At 58.9% G+C, this 18588-nt stretch carries 13 protein-coding genes; 12 read left to right on the top strand and 1 reads right to left on the bottom strand.

The genetic code is table 11. The features are described 5' to 3' along the window. The first annotated feature begins 113 nt into the window (after positions 1-113). The 3 genes from rpmE (at position 114) to H7698_RS13315 (ending at position 2610) form a co-directional block, all read left to right on the top strand. A complete protein-coding gene (gene rpmE / locus H7698_RS13325) occupies positions 114-344 on the top strand; it encodes a 50S ribosomal protein L31 (protein ID WP_194691670.1) in 231 nt (76 codons plus the stop codon). Between the two features lie 26 nt (positions 345-370). Then, positions 371-1159, top strand: coding sequence for a thermonuclease family protein (locus H7698_RS13320; protein ID WP_162440944.1), 789 nt, complete (start codon positions 371-373; stop codon positions 1157-1159). 182 nt (positions 1160-1341) lie between these two features. Then, the gene (locus H7698_RS13315) at positions 1342-2610 is read left to right on the top strand and encodes a malic enzyme-like NAD(P)-binding protein (RefSeq protein WP_194691669.1); all 1269 of its coding nucleotides are present in this window, start codon (positions 1342-1344) and stop codon (positions 2608-2610) included. A 238-nt stretch (positions 2611-2848) separates the two neighbouring features. Here the strand turns inward: H7698_RS13315 and H7698_RS13310 are convergent, their stop codons facing one another. Further along, positions 2849-5290: a penicillin-binding protein 1A gene (locus tag H7698_RS13310; RefSeq protein ID WP_442966295.1), complete on the bottom strand. Its 2442-nt coding sequence runs from the start codon at positions 5288-5290 to the stop codon at positions 2849-2851. A 219-nt stretch (positions 5291-5509) separates the two neighbouring features. Here H7698_RS13310 and H7698_RS13305 point away from each other — a divergent pair, with 219 nt between their 5' ends. The 9 genes from H7698_RS13305 (at position 5510) to gltB (ending at position 18558) form a co-directional block, all read left to right on the top strand. Continuing rightward, positions 5510-6574 carry a pilus assembly protein PilM gene (locus tag H7698_RS13305; RefSeq protein ID WP_162440940.1) on the top strand — a complete coding sequence of 355 codons (1065 nt, stop codon included), beginning with the start codon at positions 5510-5512 and terminating at the stop codon, positions 6572-6574. After that, positions 6574-7140 (top strand): PilN domain-containing protein, encoded by a 567-nt coding sequence (locus H7698_RS13300; RefSeq protein WP_162440939.1) that lies wholly within the window; start codon positions 6574-6576, stop codon positions 7138-7140. Before H7698_RS13305 ends, H7698_RS13300 begins: the two co-directional genes overlap by 1 nt. After that, entirely contained in the window at positions 7137-7760 is a 624-nt protein-coding gene (pilO, locus tag H7698_RS13295; RefSeq protein ID WP_194691667.1) for a type 4a pilus biogenesis protein PilO, read from the top strand. The genes H7698_RS13300 and pilO overlap by 4 nt, the downstream gene beginning before the upstream one ends. Beyond that, positions 7757-8284: a pilus assembly protein PilP gene (locus H7698_RS13290; protein WP_162440937.1), complete on the top strand. Its 528-nt coding sequence runs from the start codon at positions 7757-7759 to the stop codon at positions 8282-8284. The genes pilO and H7698_RS13290 overlap by 4 nt, the downstream gene beginning before the upstream one ends. A 13-nt stretch (positions 8285-8297) precedes the next feature. Continuing rightward, a complete protein-coding gene (gene pilQ / locus H7698_RS13285) occupies positions 8298-10388 on the top strand; it encodes a type IV pilus secretin PilQ (protein WP_194691666.1) in 2091 nt (696 codons plus the stop codon). A 4-nt stretch (positions 10389-10392) separates the two neighbouring features. Next, complete coding sequence (aroK, locus tag H7698_RS13280; RefSeq protein ID WP_032830073.1) at positions 10393-10911, top strand: shikimate kinase AroK; 519 nt, start codon at positions 10393-10395, stop codon at positions 10909-10911. 151 nt (positions 10912-11062) lie between these two features. After that, positions 11063-12163: a 3-dehydroquinate synthase gene (gene aroB / locus H7698_RS13275; protein WP_162440943.1), complete on the top strand. Its 1101-nt coding sequence runs from the start codon at positions 11063-11065 to the stop codon at positions 12161-12163. Positions 12164-12173: 10 nt separating this feature from the next. Then, positions 12174-13760, top strand: a complete 1587-nt coding sequence (locus tag H7698_RS13270; protein WP_194691665.1) for an AAA family ATPase — start codon at positions 12174-12176, stop codon at positions 13758-13760. A 349-nt stretch (positions 13761-14109) separates the two neighbouring features. Continuing rightward, positions 14110-18558 (top strand): glutamate synthase large subunit, encoded by a 4449-nt coding sequence (gene gltB / locus H7698_RS13265; protein ID WP_162439918.1) that lies wholly within the window; start codon positions 14110-14112, stop codon positions 18556-18558. Positions 18559-18588: the final 30 nt, after the last annotated feature.

The raw sequence follows: 18588 nt of genomic DNA, 5'->3' as shown, positions 1-18588 counted from the left end.
GGTAGAAGCGACAGCTTGCGCGATTAGCATTGTCTGGTAGAATCCGCGGCCTAATTATGTGCGGTATTCAACAATAGTGTTGAGTGGCGGCACACTAGCCTGAGGAATACACCATGAAAGCCGATATCCATCCAGCATACGAAACCATCGAAGTAACTTGCAGCTGCGGCAACAAGTTCGAAACTCGTTCGAACCTGTGCAAGCCACTGGGTACTGACGTATGCAACGAGTGCCACCCGTTCTACACCGGTAAGCAGAAGACTCTGGATACTGGCGGCCGTGTACAGCGCTTCGCAGACCGTTTCGGCGCTTTCGGCAAGAAAGCTCCATCTGCTGCAGAGTAAGGTTGAAGAGCCCCTTGGGCTTTTCCTTGCTGTTGAAAAAGGCGTCCCTTGCGGGCGCCTTTTTTGTGTCCGCGATTTGGTTCCCGGCTGCCCAGGCTTATTGCCCGGCGCCAAGCGGCCTGAAGTCCGTCACGGTACAGCGGGTTGTTGATGGCGACACAGTGCGGCTCAGCGATGGTCGCAGCGTACGCATGATCGGTTTGAATACGCCGGAGCTTGGCAAGAAGGGCCGAACAGACGAGCCGTTCGCTGTTGCAGCGCGCAAACGCCTGGAATCCCTGGTGGCCGCCAGCGACGGACAGCTCGGTCTGCTTCCTGGTAAAGAGAACAAAGATCGCTACGGCCGCACCCTGGCCCATCTCTATGGCGCCGATGGTGCCAACCTGGAAGCGCAGATGCTTGCCGAAGGTCTGGGTTTCCAGGTGGCTGTGGCGCCGAATATCGACCTGGCCAAGTGTCAGCAAGCGGCTGAGCGCATTGCACGTCAGGCCAGGCTGGGGATATGGCGCCAATCACCGGTCCTCAAAGTTGAGCAAGTCAACACTTCAGGGTTTGCGGTTGTCAGCGGCCGTGTGACCAAGGTTCAGCGTAATCGTGGCGGAGTCTGGATCGAGTTGCAGGATTCGGTTGTATTGCGTGTTGCACCCAATCTGCTGCAGCAGTTCGATGTGGCGTCTTTGGAAAAACTGAAAGGCAGGCAAATCGAGGCGCGTGGCTGGGTGCTCGACCGTTCGCGGCGTGGAGGGTTGAAAGAAGGGCAGGCGCGTTGGTTGTTGCCATTGACTGACCCCGTAATGCTTCAGGCGACTCCATAAGAAAAAATTGTAGACATTTTTTAAGTGGATTGTGAACAGTCGACCCCTTGTGTTCCGCGGCTCTTGGCCCAAAGTCGTAGGGCCGGGCGCTTGACAGGGGTGACTGGTCAGTCTTGTGGGGACTTTGCGAGGCGCGTATCCTCGCTGACCAGTCTGTCCAACAGTAAAAGCGGAATGCCCCCATGTCTGATTTGAAAACTGCCGCTCTCGAATATCATGCCCATCCTCGTCCAGGTAAGCTGAGCGTCGAGCTCACCAAGGCCACCGCTACCGCCCGCGACCTGTCGCTGGCTTACAGCCCCGGCGTAGCCGAACCAGTACGCGAAATTGCTCGCGATCCTGAGCTGGCCTACAAATACACCGGTAAAGGCAACCTGGTTGCAGTTATTTCCGATGGCACCGCGATTCTTGGTCTGGGTAACCTCGGTCCATTGGCGTCCAAGCCAGTCATGGAAGGCAAAGGCGTGCTGTTCAAGCGCTTCGCCGGCATCGACGTTTTCGACATCGAAGTCGACTCCGAAAGCCCGCAAGCCTTCATCGACACCGTCAAGCGTATCTCCATCACCTTCGGTGGCATCAACCTGGAAGACATCAAGGCACCTGAGTGCTTTGAGATCGAACGCGCTTTGATCGAGCAGTGCGACATTCCGGTATTCCACGATGACCAGCACGGCACCGCTATCGTGACCGCGGCCGGCATGATCAACGCCCTGGAAATCGCTGGCAAAACCCTGCCTGACGCCAAGATCGTCTGCCTGGGTGCCGGTGCAGCTGCCATCTCCTGCATGAAATTGCTGGTGAGCATGGGCGCCAACATCGAAAACATCTTCATGGTTGACCGTACCGGCGTGATCCACTCCGGCCGTGACGACCTGAACCAGTACAAGGCTGTGTTCGCTCACGCGACCGAGAAGCGCACCCTGGCTGACGCACTGACCGGTGCTGACGTGTTCGTCGGCCTGTCCGGCCCGAACCTGCTGAGCGCTGAAGGCCTGCTGGCGATGGCGCCTAACCCGATCGTGTTCGCGTGCTCCAACCCGGATCCGGAAATCTCCCCGGAACTGGCTCACGCCACCCGTAACGACGTGATCATGGCCACCGGCCGTTCGGACTACCCGAACCAGGTCAACAACGTACTGGGCTTCCCGTTCATCTTCCGTGGTGCCCTGGACGTTCGCGCCAAGCGCATCAACGAAGAAATGAAAGTGGCTGCTGCCAACGCCCTGCGTGAACTGGCCAAACTGCCAGTACCTCAGGAAGTGTGCGACGCCTACGGTGGCATCAAGCTGGAATTCGGTCGTGAGTACATCATCCCGAAACCAATGGATGCACGTTTGATCACCGTGATCTCCGATGCCGTGGCGAAAGCCGCCATCGAGACCGGTGTTGCAACCCTGCCGTATCCGAAGAACTACCCGTTGAAAAGCGTGGATGATGTGTTCAACGGCTAAGCTGTTGTAACGCTTCAAGCAAAAAAGCCCCGGCTCGCGAGAGTCGGGGCTTTTTATTTCCCGTAGATGATCGTTCCCACGCTCTGCGTGGGAATGCCTCAATGGACGCTCTGCGCTCGGCTTAGGATGGGGCGCGGAGCGTCCCGGCTGCATTCCCGCGCAGAGCGTGGGAATGATCGGTGCAAAAAAAGCCCCGCTCTTCTTTCGAAGGCGGGGCTTTTCGCATTGCGCTACCTGATCAGAACAAATCGATCGGTGCCGCTTCATCGGCCGGCAGCGGGCTGCCTGGCGCACTGCCGTTGCCCAGCTCGCTGGCCGTAGGAGGCGTATCTTCGGCCTTGAACAGCTCGAAGTAGGCGCCAGGCGTGCCAGGAGGGGCTGCGCGGCCGCTGACCGGGTCTACCCGCAGGCTCAGGATGCCTTCCGGCTCTGGCAGCGTGTGCGGCGGCTTGTCCTTGAGGGCCGCGGCCATGTAGTTCATCCAGATCGGCAGAGCCACGGTGCCACCAAATTCCCTGCGACCCAGGCTCTCAGGCTGGTCGAAGCCGGTCCAGACGGTCGTGACGTAATCAGCGTTGTAGCCGGAGAACCAGGCGTCCTTGGATTCGTTGGTCGTACCTGTCTTGCCCGCGATGTCGGGACGGCCCAACGCCAGTGCGCGACGCCCGGTACCGAGCTTGATCACGTCCTCAAGCATGCTGTTGAGGATGTAAGTGGTGCGGCCATCGACAATGCGCTCGGCCACGGCAGGTGTTTGAGTCGCTGGTGGCGCAGTTGAGGCGTCTTCCGGCGTCGCGTTGACCGTGAATGCGTTAGCCTCCGGAGCGGCGGCAATGCCGTCACTGGCGACATTGCCCTTTGGAACGCTCGGCGGGTTGGCGACAAACAGCGTATCGCCGTTGCGGCTTTCAATCTTGTCGATGATGTACGGCGTGATTTTGTAGCCGCCGTTGGCAAACGTGCTCCAGCCCGTGGCGATTTCCATCGGTGTCAGGGTCGCGGTGCCCAGCGCCAGGGAGAGGTTGCGCGGCAGATCCTGCTTGTTGAAGCCGAATTTGCTGATGTAGTCGATGGTGCGATCGACGCCCAAGGCCTGTACCAGACGGATCGAAACCAGGTTGCGCGATTTGTACAGCCCTTCACGCAGACGGATCGGACCGAGGAACGTATTGGTGTCGTTCTTCGGACGCCAGACCTTGTCCAGGTACTCGTCGACAAACACGATCGGTGCGTCGTTCACCAGGCTGGCGGCGGTGTAGCCATTGTCCAGTGCAGCGCTGTAGACGAACGGTTTAAAGCTCGAGCCTGGCTGACGCTTGGCCTGCAGGGCACGGTTGTAGTTGCTTTGTTCGAAGGCGAAACCGCCGACCAGCGAGCGGATGGCCCCGTTCTGTGGATCCAGGGAGACCAATGCGCCTTGAGCCTGCGGGATTTGGCTGAACTTCAGCGAATTGTCCGGCTGGCGCTGCACGCGTATCAGGTCGCCCACCTGCGCAACATCCGCCGGCTGCTTGGGATTTGGTCCCATGCTGTTGGTGTTCAGGAAGGGGCGCGCCCACTTCATTGTGTCCCAGCTGACGTGTTCGTCACCGGTGCGCGTCATCACCTGCAGGCCGTTCTTGTCGACTTGGGTAACGATGGCGGGCTCGAGGCTGCTGATGGTGCGTTGCTTGGTCAGTTCGGTTGCCCAGGCTTCGCGAGTCTTGCCCGGCAGGCGCGATTCAGGGCCACGGTAGCCGTGACGCTGATCATAGGTCATCAGGCCTTCGTGCAGGGCTGTGTTGGCCATTTCCTGCAGATTGCTTGGGATCGTGGTGGTTACGCGAAAGCCTTCGGTGTAGGCATCACTGCCATAGCGGCCGACCATTTCGGCACGGGCCATTTCAGCGATGTAGGGTGCGTTCACTTCCGGGGTCGGCACGTGGTAGCTGGCGTTCAGCGGCTCGTTGATCGCGGTGGTGTAGTCGGCTTCGGTGATCTTGCCCAGCTTGTACATGCGCCCGAGGATCCAGTCGCGACGTTCTTTGCTGCGAGCCGGGTTGGCCAGCGGGTTGAAGCGCGACGGGGCTTTCGGCAGGCCGGCGATCATCGCCATCTGCGCAAGGCTCACGTCACGAATCGACTTGCCGTAGTAAACCTGAGCGGCGGCTTCGATACCGTAGGCACGGTTGCCGAGGTAGATCTTGTTGACATACAACTCAAGGATTTCGTCCTTGGTCAGCTGCCGTTCGATCTGCAAGGCCAGGAGAATTTCAGTGGTCTTGCGGGAGAAGCTGCGTTCGCTGGTCAGGAAGAAGTTCTTCGCCACCTGCATGGTGATGGTGCTGCCGCCGGACTGGATGTGACCGCTTTTAACCAGCTGGGACGCGGCACGCATCAAGCTGCCAGGGTCGACGCCGTAGTGATTGGCGAAATTGTCGTCTTCAGCACTTAGTAACGCATTAATGAAATTTGGCGGAATGTCGGCGAAACGGATCGGAGTCCGGCGCATTTCACCAAATTCTGCAATCAACTTGTCGTCGCTGCTGTATACCCGTAGAGGAATCTGCAACTGAATACTTCTCAGCGCCTCCACAGACGGCAATCCAGGACTAAGGTAAAGATAAGCGCCACTCAGACCCAGAAGCAGTCCGCAGAAAACGGCGACGATGGACCAACCGAAAAATTTCAGCAGACGAATCAAGGCTTTTGGACATCCAGGGCAAAGAATGAATTAGGCATCAGGGTTGACTGAGCAGGAGCGCACCCGAGCTTGAAGTAAATAGCAGAAAAAAATCGCTGGGCATTATAAGCATTTTTCCGCCAGAGGCGTCATTTGCGCTTGCTGTCAAGACGGGCGGGTTGAACGCAATGGACATTACAGAGTCCGTAACTCACGGATAGTCATAGGGAATTGGTAGTGCTAGGACTCTTCAATAAAAAGGCCAATACGCTTCTGGGGATCGACATCAGCTCCACGTCAGTGAAGCTTCTGGAGTTAAGCCGTCAAGGTGAGCGCTATCGGGTCGAGGCATACGCTGTCGAACCTCTCCCTGCCAATGCTGTAATCGAGAAAAACATCGCTGAGCTCGAGGGTGTCGGGCAGGCATTGTCTCGCGTGTTGGTCAAGGCCAAAACCAGCCTCAGGAATGTTGCGGTCGCGGTCGCCGGTTCAGCGGTGATCACCAAGACGATCGAGATGGATGCCGGGCTCTCCGATGACGAAATGGAGAACCAGCTAAAGATCGAGGCAGATCAATACATCCCCTATCCGTTGGATGAAGTCGCCATCGATTTTGAAGTGCAGGGCGTTTCCGCGCGCAATCCTGAGCGGGTCACTGTCCTGCTGGCCGCTTGCCGCAAAGAAAACGTCGAAGTGCGTGAAGCGGCGCTGGCCCTGGCCGGGCTGACGGCGCGTGTGGTCGATGTCGAAGCCTATGCGCTGGAACGTTCTTTCGGCCTGCTGACAGGCCACCTGGCTGCTTCCCAGGAGCAATTGACCGTGGCCGTGGTCGACATTGGCGCGACGATGACGACCCTCAGCGTGCTGCGCAATGGACGAATTATTTACACCCGTGAGCAATTGTTCGGTGGCCGTCAACTGACCGAAGAAATCCAGCGTCGCTACGGCATGAGCCTGGAGCAGGCAGGGTTGGCGAAGAAGCAGGGCGGTTTGCCGGACGATTACGTCAGCGAGGTATTGCAACCGTTTCGTGATGCGCTGGTGCAGCAGGTTTCGCGTTCACTGCAGTTTTTCTTCGCCTCCGGGCAGTACAACTCGGTCGATCACATCCTGCTTGCCGGCGGGACTGCATCGGTGCCGGGCCTTGATCGATTGATCGAGCAGCGATTGGCCACGCCCACCCAGGTTGCCAACCCGTTTTCCGACATGACCCTGAGCAGCAAGGTCAACGCCGGTGCCCTGGCCGGTGATGCGCCGGCACTAATGATCGCTTGCGGTCTGGCGCTCAGGAGTTTCGACTGATGGCGCGGATCAATCTACTCCCATGGCGTGAAGAGCTGCGAGAACAACGCCGCAAACGCTTCCTGTTGAGCCTTGTCGTTGTGCTGGCGGGCTCTATCGGCGCAGTGCTGTTGGCGGATCAGGTCATCAATCGCGCCATCGACCGGCAACTTGCGCGTAACGACTACATCAGCAAGCAGATCGCTATTGTCGACGAACGCATCAAGCAGATCAGTGACCTCAAGGCTCGGCGCCAGCAATTGGTCGAGCGTATGCGCATCATTCAGGATCTGCAGGGGAACCGGCCGATCAGTGGTCGGGTATTTGATCAACTGGCTCGTACGTTGCCGGACGGGGTGTATTTCACCGAAGTGAAAATGGTCGGCAAGACCTTGTCTATCACCGGTGCGGCAGAATCCAACAATCGCGTGTCGGACTTGATGCGTAATCTCGATGCCTCCGATTGGTTCGATGCGCCCAGCCTCACAGAGGTCAAGGCGAACACTGCAGGTCAGCTGGACCAGGCGAACGTCTTTCAGTTGACGGTTCGTCAGACTCAACCGGCGGTTGTGGAGGGCGACCAATGAGTCCATCCGAATGGTTTGCCGGTTTACGTAACATCGATATCAATGACCTCGACACCAATAACATGGGCTCCTGGCCACCGGCTATCAAAGCGATTGCAGGTGCCCTGCTGATGGTTCTGGTGCTGGCACTGGGTTACAACTTCTACCTCAGTGAGCTGGAAAGTCAGCTCGACTCAAAACGCGAAGAAGAGACGACGCTAAAGGAACAGTTCGCGAGCAAAGCCCGCATGGCGGCGAATCTTGAGCTGTACACCCAGCAGATGAAGGAGATGGAAAACTCCTTTGGCGTGCTGTTGCGGCAATTGCCCAGCGACACTGAAGTCCCCGGCTTGCTGGAGGACATCACGCGCACGGGCCTCGGCAGCGGACTGGAGTTCGAAGAAATCAAACTGTTGCCGGAGGTCACTCAGCCGTTCTACATCGAACTGCCGATCCAGATCACCGTCACCGGCGCCTATCACGACCTGGCCACATTTGTCAGCGGCGTGGCGGGATTGCCACGCATTGTCACGCTGCATGACTTCGACATTGCCCCGGCGAATCCAGAGGGTGGAACGAAGCTGCGCATGAGCATTCTGGCCAAGACATACCGCTACAACGACAAAGGGCCGCAGAAATGAGCCCGATTCGTTGTTTATCAATGTTTGCCGTACTGCTCTGCCTGGCGGGTTGTGGAGGAGGCGATGACGTCAGCGATCTCGATGCCTACATGAACGAAGTTCGTCTGCGACCCCCCGGCAAGATTGAACCCGCGCCCACGTTTCAGTCCTATCCGACGTTTACCTATAGCGCAGCCAATCTTCGCAGCCCGTTTTCCCGCCAGGTCAGAATCGACCTGGCCGGCCAGAAGCACGGATCGCGTAACGTCAAACCCGACCCCGCTCGGGTCAAGCAGTACCTCGAAGGTTTCAACATCGAGCAGTTTGAAATGGTCGGCACGATATCCAATGCAGGTGGCTCCTTCGCGCTGTTGCGCGGGGCGGGCGGTGTGCATCGGTTGAAAGTCGGCGATTATCTGGGACGTAACGATGGGCGAATCGTCGCCATCAGCGGCTCGCAAGTCGATGTGGTCGAAATTGTTCCCGATGGCGAAGGCGCCTGGTTGGAACGGCCCCGGACCATCCCTTTGAAAGAGCACTCATAGTGGGACTCGAACAATGAACAGGATTTTCTCAACCTTCGGTATTTCGCTATGGATAGCGCTGCTTTCGCCGATGGTTCAAGCCGCCAATCTCAAGGCGCTCGATGTGGCTGCTCTACCGGGAGACCGCGTCGAGTTGAAGCTGTCGTTCGACGGCGCGCCCCCTGCACCCCGAGGTTATACGACTGAGTCGCCCGCACGGATTGCGCTGGACTTGCCCGGTGTCGCCAATAAGCTGACCAGCAAGACCCGTGACCTGGGCGGCGGCAATGCCCGTAGTGCGACAGTGGTGGAAACCACTGACCGTACGCGACTCATCATCAATATGACGCAGCTGACGCCTTACACGTCGCGAGTCGAAGGCAATAATCTGTTCGTGGTGGTGGGGCAAGGGGCGACTAAAGCGCCGTCGAAACCGGCAGCCAGCGCACCGCGTGCCGCTACGCCGACCCCGGCTCCCGCGAAAGCCTATGCACCTGTTGGCAAGGCTATCCGTGGCGTGGATTTCCAGCGTGGTACGCAAGGCGAGGGCAATGTCGTCATCGATCTTTCCGACCCGTCCATCGCCCCGGACATTCAGGAGCGTGACGGCAAGATCGTCCTCGGTTTCGCCCGAACCCAGCTTCCCGAGCCGTTGCGGGTACGCCTGGACGTCAAGGATTTCGCTACGCCGGTGCAGTTCGTCAACGCCAGCGCCACGGGCGATCGGGCCACAATCAGTATCGAACCCAGCGGCGCCTTTGATTATTCGACTTATCAGACCGATAACAAACTGACCGTCAGCATCCGGCCGATGACCGTGGACGACCTGCAAAAGCGTAATGCCGAGCGATTCGCCTACACCGGTGAAAAGCTGTCGTTGAATTTCCAGGACATCGATGTGCGCTCGGTGCTGCAACTGATCGCCGATTTCACCAACCTCAATCTGGTGGCCAGTGACACGGTACAGGGCGGTATTACCCTGCGCTTGCAGAATGTACCGTGGGATCAGGCGCTGGACCTGGTGCTGAAAACCAAAGGGCTGGATAAACGCAAGATCGGTAACGTTCTGCTAGTGGCGCCCGCCGATGAAATCGCTGCCCGCGAGCGTCAGGAGCTGGAGTCGCAGAAGCAGATCGCCGAGTTGGCCCCTCTGCGTCGCGAGCTGTTGCAGGTCAATTACGCCAAGGCTGCCGATATCTCCAAGTTGTTCCAGTCGGTGACCAGTGCGGATGCCAAGATTGACGAGCGGGGGTCGATCACGGTTGATGAGCGGACCAACAACATCATTGCCTATCAGACTCAGGAACGACTCGACGAACTGCGCCGTATCGTCGCGCAGCTCGATATTCCAGTGCGTCAGGTAATGATCGAGGCGCGGATCGTCGAAGCCAACGTCGACTACGACAAAAGCCTGGGCGTGCGCTGGGGCGGTTCGGTACAGAACAAGGGCAACTGGAATACGTCTGGCGTGAGCAACAACGGCGCCAATGCGTCGTCGACCATCGGCACACCGGGTAGCACCAGCACCAATTCTCCGTTCGTCGACATGGGCGCCGCCGCTAATACTTCGGGTATCGGCATCGCCTTTATTACCGACAATGTTTTGCTCGATCTTGAACTCACGGCGATGGAGAAAACCGGTAACGGCGAAATCGTTTCGCAACCCAAGGTGGTCACGTCCGACAAGGAAACCGCCAAAATCCTCAAAGGCACCGAAATTCCCTATCAGGAAGCCAGCTCCAGCGGTGCGACGTCGGTGTCGTTCAAGGAAGCCTCGCTGTCACTGGAAGTGACGCCGCAGATCACGCCGGATAACCGGATCATCATGGAGGTCAAGGTCACCAAGGACGAGCCGGACTACCTGAATAAGGTGCAGGACGTACCGCCCATCAAGAAAAATGAAGTCAACGCCAAGGTGCTGGTTAACGACGGCGAGACCATCGTGATCGGTGGTGTTTTCTCAAATACTCAGAGCAAGGTTGTAGATAAGGTGCCATTTCTCGGCGATGTGCCGTATCTTGGCCGCCTTTTCCGGCGTGACGTGGTTTCGGAGAAAAAATCCGAGCTGTTGGTGTTTCTCACTCCGCGTATCATGAATAACCAGGCGATTGCTGTGAGTCGTTGATTCTGTGCGAAATTTGATTCTTGTAGGACCGATGGGCGCTGGAAAAAGCACCATCGGCCGGTTGCTGGCCAAAGAGCTGCGCCTGCCGTTCAAAGATTCCGATAAGGAAATTGAATTGCGCACGGGCGCCAATATCCCATGGATTTTTGATAAGGAAGGCGAGCCGGGCTTTCGTGACCGCGAGCAGGCGATGATTGCCGAGCTGTGCGCGTGCGATGGCGTGGTGCTGGCGACCGGCGGCGGCGCAGTCATGCGCGAAGCCAATCGTCGGGCACTGCACGCCGGTGGTCGGGTGGTCTATCTGCATGCCTCGGTTGAGCAGCAGGTAGGGCGCACGGCTAGGGACCGCAATCGACCCTTGCTGCGCACTGCTGATCCGGCCAAGACCCTGCGGGATCTGCTGGCGATCCGCGACCCGCTTTATCGGGAGATTGCCGACCTCGTGGTGGAAACCGATGAGCGGCCGCCGCGGATGGTGGTGCTCGATATTCTCGAACGCTTGCAGCAGCTACCTCCCCGTTAAAGCGCGGCGCGAAATGCGCTATCCTCGGCGTCCTGTCACGGCCGCACAGGTGTGTGGCGGATGGCTACCGAACGGCGTCACACCAGCAGAGGCCGTGGACATTCGAAAACTCAAGGCAGGACGCCTGATTCCATCTTTACTGTGGGGACACATGCAGACACTCAAGGTCGATCTAGGCGAGCGCAGCTACCCGATTCATATTGGCGAAGGTTTGTTGGATCAGCCTGAGCTGCTGGCCCCGCATATTCGCGGACGGCAAGTAGCGATCATCTCCAACGAGACTGTTGCGCCGCTCTATCTCGAGCGTCTGACCCGCAGCCTTGCGCAGTTCTCGGTGATTTCCGTGGTGTTGCCCGATGGCGAGGCCTTCAAGACCTGGGAAACCCTGCAACTGATCTTCGACGGTCTGCTGACCGCACGGCACGACCGCCGCACCACAGTGATCGCCCTCGGTGGAGGAGTGATTGGTGACATGGCCGGTTTTGCGGCCGCCTGCTATCAGCGCGGTGTCGATTTCATTCAGGTCCCGACCACACTGTTGTCGCAAGTCGACTCCTCGGTGGGCGGCAAGACCGGCATCAACCATCCGTTGGGCAAGAACATGGTCGGCGCTTTCTATCAGCCGAACGTTGTCCTGATCGATACCGCTTCGCTCAACACCCTTCCTGCGCGCGAACTCTCCGCCGGTCTGGCAGAAGTCATCAAATACGGGCTGATCTGCGACGAGCCGTTCCTGACCTGGCTTGAAGAAAACGTCGATCGACTGCGTGCCCTGGATCAGACCGCCCTGACATACGCTATCCAGCGCTCCTGCGAGGCAAAAGCCGAAGTAGTCGGTGCCGACGAGAAGGAAACGGGTGTTCGTGCCACGTTGAATCTCGGTCACACCTTTGGCCACGCCATCGAAACCCATATGGGCTATGGTGTCTGGCTACATGGTGAGGCGGTCGCTGCTGGCACCGTAATGGCGTTGGAAATGTCTGCCCGCCTGGGCTGGATCAGCGAGCAAGAACGCGATCGTGGCATTCGTCTTTTCCAGCGTGCCGGTCTGCCGGTCATCCCGCCTGAAGAGATGACTGAAGCTGATTTTCTCGAACATATGGCAATTGACAAGAAAGTGATCGACGGTCGTTTGCGCCTGGTGCTGCTGCGCCACATGGGCGAAGCGGTGGTGACCGACGATTATCCGAAAGAGGTTTTACAGGCCACGCTGGGAGCGGATTACCGCGCCCTGGCTCAGCTTAAAGGTTAATAAGATCCCGATGACTAGTTTGCACGCCGACGAGGCTTTCCTCGGCCATTACCAGTTGAGTCACGACCCTTTCGCTCCTCGGGTGCCTGGCTTCAAATTCTTCCCGGCCCAGCGCAAACCGGTGCTGGGACAACTGCATCACCTGGCCCGCTACAGCCAGCTGCTGCTGGTGGTCACCGGCCCGCAAGGCAGTGGCAAGACCCTGTTGCGTCAGGCCCTGGTGGCCAGCACCAACAAGCAGTCAGTGCAGAGCGTGGTGGTTTCCGCCCGTGGCGCCGGCGATGCAGCGGGAGTGCTGCGTCAGGTGGCTCAAGCGCTCAACGTCGCTCAGCCTGAAATCAATGCGATTCTGGCCCAGGTGGTTCAGCTGGCACTCACCGGGCAGGAAGTCTACCTGCTGGTGGATGACGCCGAGCAGCTAGACGAATCCGCCCTGGAAGCCTTGCTGGCCCTGGCCGCTGGCGCACCGGAAGGTCGACCGCATGTGTTCCTGTTCGGTGAGTCTTCGCTCATTGCACAGCTCGATGAGTTGAGCCTCGAAGAAGAGCGTTTTCACGTCATTGAGTTGCAGCCTTACACCGAAGAAGAAACCCGTGAATATCTGGACCAGCGGCTTGAAGGCGCGGGTCGGGGTATCGAACTTTTCACCGCGAATCAGATCTCTGATATTCATGAAAGCTCCGACGGTTGGCCTGGCAACATCAACCAGGTTGCCCGCGATGCAATGATCGAAGCCATGATTGCCAGCCGCTCAGCGGTCAAGCGTCCAAGTATGGGGTTCACTATGCCGAAGAAACACGTATTGGCGATTTCCGCCGTAGTCGTGGTCGCGGTAGCGGCCGCCTGGTTGATGCCAGGTCGCAGCAAAGCACCAACCACAGGTGCTCCTGCCAACGAGCAAGCGCAATTGCCGCTCGGCGAGGGCGCGCCACAAACCAACAGCAGCGGTAATCCTTCCGTTGAATTCGCGGGTAACTCGCAACCGATGCCATTGCCGCTGGTCGGCAACTCGCAACCGGTCATGCGCGGTCCACTGGCCGAAGCGGCCGGCGGCATCACCGAAGGCGACGATGGCGTGCCGGTAGAAGGCTCCAGCGCCACACCGCCGACCGTGACCACGACGGCGCCGCCTGCTGGCATTCAGCCAGGCCCTGCGCCGACGCCAGCGGCCAAGCCTGCTCCGACTCAGATCGCAACTGCCAAGCCCGCTCCGGCACCTGTTGCCAAGCCTGCTCCAGCGCCAGCCAAACCTGCCGCCACTGCCGCTGCCAAACCTGCCGAAAAGCCGGTGACAGTAGCCAAGGCCGCGGGTGGCACCTGGTACGCCGGTCAGGCTCCGGGTAATTACGTGGTGCAAATCCTCGGTACCAGCTCCGAAGCGTCCGCGCAAAACTTCGTGAAAGAGCAGGGCGGCGAGTACCGTTATTTCAAGAAAGTGCTCAACGGCAAGCCGCTTTACGTCATCACCTACGGTAACTTCGCCAACCGCGATGCAGCCCTTACCGCCATCAAGGCCTTGCCAGCGAAGGTTCAGGCTGGTAAACCTTGGCCTCGTACTGTCGCCAGCGTCCAACAAGAACTGGCAACAACTCGCTGAAGATTCGGCGGCCTTACCCAGGCCGCCTCTCCAAGCACCTCAAAATTCTACGAGTGCGCGCCGTCTCTACAGACCGCGTGCCTTGTGGTGTCTGCGTCACAGTAGTCTTTGAGTCGTAGCGGTCAACATTAAAAATGTTTTGACTAGCACAGCATATCGCTTTAAACCTTTCACAAATGCGACATAGATTTACGACAGTTCGTCGTCAAATTTGTGAGCCCCTGTGTCGGTGTGTACAATGACCTCCCTTTTGCCCCCGCAAAGCTGGCGTACGTTCGGCGCGGATGGTAAGTGGTTGAATTGAAAAGAAATTTGCCTCGTAAAGAGGCAGCCTGGTGAGAAAGTGTCTATGAAAGCAGGTCTGTACCAACCAGATGAATTCAAGGATAACTGCGGTTTCGGCCTGATAGCCCATATGCAGGGCGAGCCCAGTCATACCCTTTTGCAAACGGCCATCGAGGCCCTGACCTGCATGACCCACCGCGGTGGGATCAATGCCGACGGCAAAACCGGTGACGGTTGCGGTCTGCTGATTCAAAAGCCGGATGTATTCCTGCGAGCCATCGCCCAGGAGACGTTCGGCGTCGAAATGCCCAAGCAATATGCCGTGGGCATGGTGTTCTTCAACCAGGACCCGGTGAAAGCCGAGGCCGCTCGCGAAAACATGAACCGCGAGATCCTGGCCGCTGGCCTGCAGCTGATCGGCTGGCGCAAGGTGCCAATCGACACCAGCGTGCTCGGCCGTCTGGCGCTGGAGCGTTTGCCGCAGATCGAACAAGTGTTCATCGGCGGTGAAGGCCTGAGCGATCAGGACATGGCGATCAAGCTGTTCAGTTCCCGTCGTCGTTCGTCGGTGGCCAATGCCGCTGACAGCGATCACTACATCTGCAGCTTTTCCCACAAGACCATCATTTATAAAGGCCTGATGATGCCGGCGGATCTCACCGCCTTCTATCCGGACCTGAGCGACCAGCGCCTGCAAACCGCGATCTGCGTGTTTCACCAGCGCTTCTCCACCAACACCCTGCCGAAATGGCCGCTGGCTCAACCGTTCCGCTTCCTGGCGCACAACGGCGAGATCAACACCATCACCGGCAACCGCAACTGGGCTGTGGCCCGTCGCACCAAGTTCGCCAACGACCTGATGCCTGACCTCGAAGAGCTCGGCCCGTTGGTCAACCGCGTTGGTTCCGACTCCTCGAGCATGGACAACATGCTTGAGCTGATGGTGACCGGTGGCATCGACCTGTTCCGTGGCGTGCGGATGATCATTCCGCCTGCGTGGCAGAACGTCGAAACCATGGACCCGGATCTGCGTGCGTTCTACGAGTACAACTCGATGCACATGGAACCGTGGGACGGCCCGGCCGGCGTGGTAATGACCGACGGTCGTTACGCGGTGTGCCTGCTCGACCGTAACGGTCTGCGCCCGGCGCGTTGGGTCACCACCAAAAACGGTTTCATCACCCTGGCCTCGGAAATCGGTGTCTGGAACTACCAGCCTGAAGACGTGATCGCCAAGGGTCGCGTGGGCCCGGGTCAGATTTTTGCCGTGGACACCGAAACCGGTCAGATCCTCGACACCGACGCCATCGACAACCGCCTGAAGTCCCGTCATCCGTACAAGCAATGGCTGCGCAAGAACGCCCTGCGCATCCAGGCGACCATGGAAGACAACGACCACGGTTCGGCGTTCTACGACGTTGATCAGCTCAAGCAATACATGAAGATGTACCAGGTCACGTTCGAAGAGCGCGATCAGGTGCTGCGTCCGCTGGGCGAGCAAGGCTACGAAGCCGTGGGCTCCATGGGCGACGATACGCCGATGGCCGTGCTGTCCCAGCGCGTGCGCACGCCGTACGACTATTTCCGCCAGCAGTTCGCGCAGGTCACCAACCCGCCGATCGACCCGCTGCGGGAAGCCATCGTCATGTCGCTGGAGATCTGCCTCGGTGCCGAGCGCAACATCTTCCAGGAGTCGCCGGAACACGCCTCGCGCGTGATCCTCAGCTCGCCGGTCATTTCCCCGGCCAAGTGGCGCTCGCTGATGAACCTCGATCGTCCGGGCTTCGAACGCCAGATCATCGACCTCAACTACGACGAGAGCGTCGGCCTCGAAGCGGCGATCCGCAACGTTGCCGATCAGGCTGAAGAAGCTGTTCGCGCCGGTCGTACCCAGGTTGTGCTGAGTGACCGTCACATCGGTCCAGGTAAATTGCCGATCCACGCTTCGCTCGCCACTGGTGCGGTGCACCACCGCCTGACCGAAAAAGGCCTGCGTTGCGACTCCAACATCCTCGTGGAAACCGCGACTGCACGTGATCCGCATCACTTCGCCGTGTTGATCGGTTTCGGCGCCTCTGCCGTTTACCCATTCCTCGCGTATGAAGTCTTGGGCGACCTGATCCGTACCGGTGAAGTCCTGGGCGACCTCTATGAGGTGTTCAAGAACTACCGCAAAGGCATCACCAAAGGCCTGCTCAAGATCCTGTCGAAGATGGGCATCTCGACCATCACTTCGTACCGTGGTGCGCAGTTGTTCGAAGCCATCGGTCTGTCCGAGGAAGTGTGCGACCTGAGCTTCCGTGGCGTGCCGAGCCGCATCAAAGGTGCACGTTTCGTCGACATCGAAGCCGAGCAGAAAGCCCTGGCCGCCGAAGCCTGGAGCCCGCGCAAGCCTATCCAGCAGGGCGGTTTGCTGAAGTTCGTCCACGGTGGCGAATATCACGCGTACAACCCGGACGTGGTCAACACCCTGCAAGCCGCTGTGCAGCAGGGCGACTACAGCAAGTTCAAGGAATACACGTCGCTGGTGGACAACCGACCAGTGTCGATGATCCGCGACATGTTCAAGGTCAAAACCCTGGACACGCCGCTGGACATCAGCGAGATCGAACCGCTGGAATCAGTGCTCAAGCGCTTTGACTCCGCGGGCATCTCCCTGGGCGCCTTGTCGCCGGAAGCTCACGAAGCCCTGGCCGAAGCCATGAACCGCCTTGGTGCGCGTTCCAACTCCGGCGAAGGCGGCGAAGACCCGGCGCGTTACGGCACCATCAAGAGCTCGAAAATCAAGCAAGTGGCAACCGGCCGTTTCGGTGTGACCCCGGAATACCTGGTCAACGCTGAAGTGCTGCAGATCAAAGTCGCTCAGGGTGCCAAGCCCGGCGAAGGTGGTCAGCTGCCAGGCGGTAAAGTGAACGGTCTGATCGCCAAGCTGCGCTACGCAGTGCCGGGTGTGACGCTGATTTCGCCGCCGCCGCACCACGACATCTATTCGATCGAAGATTTGTCGCAACTGATTTTCGACCTGAAACAAGTCAACCCGAAGGCCCTGGTCTCGGTGAAGCTGGTAGCAGAAGCGGGCGTCGGCACCATCGCCGCCGGTGTGGCCAAGGCCTACGCGGACTTGATCACCATCTCCGGCTACGACGGCGGCACCGGTGCATCGCCGCTGACCTCGATCAAATACGCTGGCGCACCGTGGGAACTCGGCTTGGCCGAAACCCACCAGACCCTGCGTGGCAACGACCTGCGCGGCAAAGTCCGGGTGCAAACTGACGGCGGCCTGAAAACCGGCCTCGACGTGATCAAGGCGGCCATTCTCGGCGCTGAAAGCTTCGGTTTCGGCACCGCGCCAATGATCGCGCTGGGCTGCAAATACCTGCGTATCTGCCACCTGAACAACTGCGCCACCGGCGTCGCGACCCAGAACGAGAAGCTGCGCAAGGATCACTACATCGGCACCGTCGACATGGTGGTGAACTTCTTCACCTATGTCGCCGAAGAAACCCGTGAGTGGCTGGCCAAGCTGGGCGTGCGTTCCCTCGAAGAGTTGATCGGCCGTACCGATCTGCTGGACATCCTCGAAGGCCAGACCGCCAAGCAGCAGCACCTTGATTTGACTCCGTTGCTCGGCAGCGATCACATCCCGGCAGACAAGCCACAGTTCTGCCAGGTCGACCGCAACCCGCCGTTCGACAAAGGTTTGCTGGCCGAGAAAATGGTCGATATGGCCACTTCGGCTATCAACGACATGAGCGGTGCCGATTTCGCACTGGATATCTGCAACTGCGACCGTTCGATCGGCGCGCGGATCTCCGGTGAAATCGCTCGCAAGCACGGCAACCAAGGCATGGCGAACGCGCCGATCACGTTCCGCTTCAAAGGGACGGCTGGTCAGAGCTTCGGTGTGTGGAACGCCGGCGGTCTGAACATGTACCTGGAAGGCGACGCCAACGACTACGTCGGCAAAGGCATGACCGGCGGCAAACTGGTCATCGTTCCGCCCAAGGGCAGCATCTACAAGACTCAGGACAGTGCCATCATCGGCAACACCTGCCTCTACGGTGCCACGGGGGGCAAGCTGTTCGCCGCCGGTACCGCGGGCGAGCGTTTCGCAGTGCGTAACTCCGGTGCTCACACCGTGGTAGAAGGCACGGGCGATCACTGCTGCGAGTACATGACCGGTGGTTTCGTCTGCGTCCTGGGCAAGACCGGTTACAACTTCGGCTCAGGCATGACCGGCGGTTTCGCCTACGTGCTCGACCAGGACAACACTTTCGTTGACCGGGTCAACCACGAACTGGTGGAAATCCAGCGGATCAGCGGCGAAGCGATGGAAGCCTATCGCAGCCACCTGCAGCGCGTGCTGGACGAATACGTCGCGGAAACCGACAGCGAATGGGGTCGTAACCTCGCTGAAAACCTCGATGACTATCTGCGCCGTTTCTGGCTGGTCAAGCCCAAGGCTGCCAACCTGAAATCGTTGCTTTCCAGCACCCGTGCCAACCCGCAGTGATATGCGCCTGAAGAGTTTGATGAGGTTTTA

The organism is Pseudomonas sp. p50(2008) (assembly GCF_015351605.1).
Lineage (GTDB): Bacteria > Pseudomonadota > Gammaproteobacteria > Pseudomonadales > Pseudomonadaceae > Aquipseudomonas.
This window is presented reverse-complemented; position numbering and strand designations above follow the sequence as displayed.

What these genes read in the sequence shown, in the direction of transcription:
- H7698_RS13315 (WP_194691669.1), top strand. Translation starts at nt 1,342, where the DNA reads ATGTCTGATTTGAAAACTGCCGCTCTCGAATATCATGCCCATCCTCGT.
- H7698_RS13300 (WP_162440939.1), top strand. Translation starts at nt 6,574, where the DNA reads ATGGCGCGGATCAATCTACTCCCATGGCGTGAAGAGCTGCGAGAACAA.
- pilQ (WP_194691666.1), top strand. Translation starts at nt 8,298, where the DNA reads ATGAACAGGATTTTCTCAACCTTCGGTATTTCGCTATGGATAGCGCTG.
- rpmE (WP_194691670.1), top strand. Translation starts at nt 114, where the DNA reads ATGAAAGCCGATATCCATCCAGCATACGAAACCATCGAAGTAACTTGC.
- H7698_RS13290 (WP_162440937.1), top strand. Translation starts at nt 7,757, where the DNA reads ATGAGCCCGATTCGTTGTTTATCAATGTTTGCCGTACTGCTCTGCCTG.
- pilO (WP_194691667.1), top strand. Translation starts at nt 7,137, where the DNA reads ATGAGTCCATCCGAATGGTTTGCCGGTTTACGTAACATCGATATCAAT.
- aroB (WP_162440943.1), top strand. Translation starts at nt 11,063, where the DNA reads ATGCAGACACTCAAGGTCGATCTAGGCGAGCGCAGCTACCCGATTCAT.
- gltB (WP_162439918.1), top strand. Translation starts at nt 14,110, where the DNA reads ATGAAAGCAGGTCTGTACCAACCAGATGAATTCAAGGATAACTGCGGT.
- H7698_RS13270 (WP_194691665.1), top strand. Translation starts at nt 12,174, where the DNA reads ATGACTAGTTTGCACGCCGACGAGGCTTTCCTCGGCCATTACCAGTTG.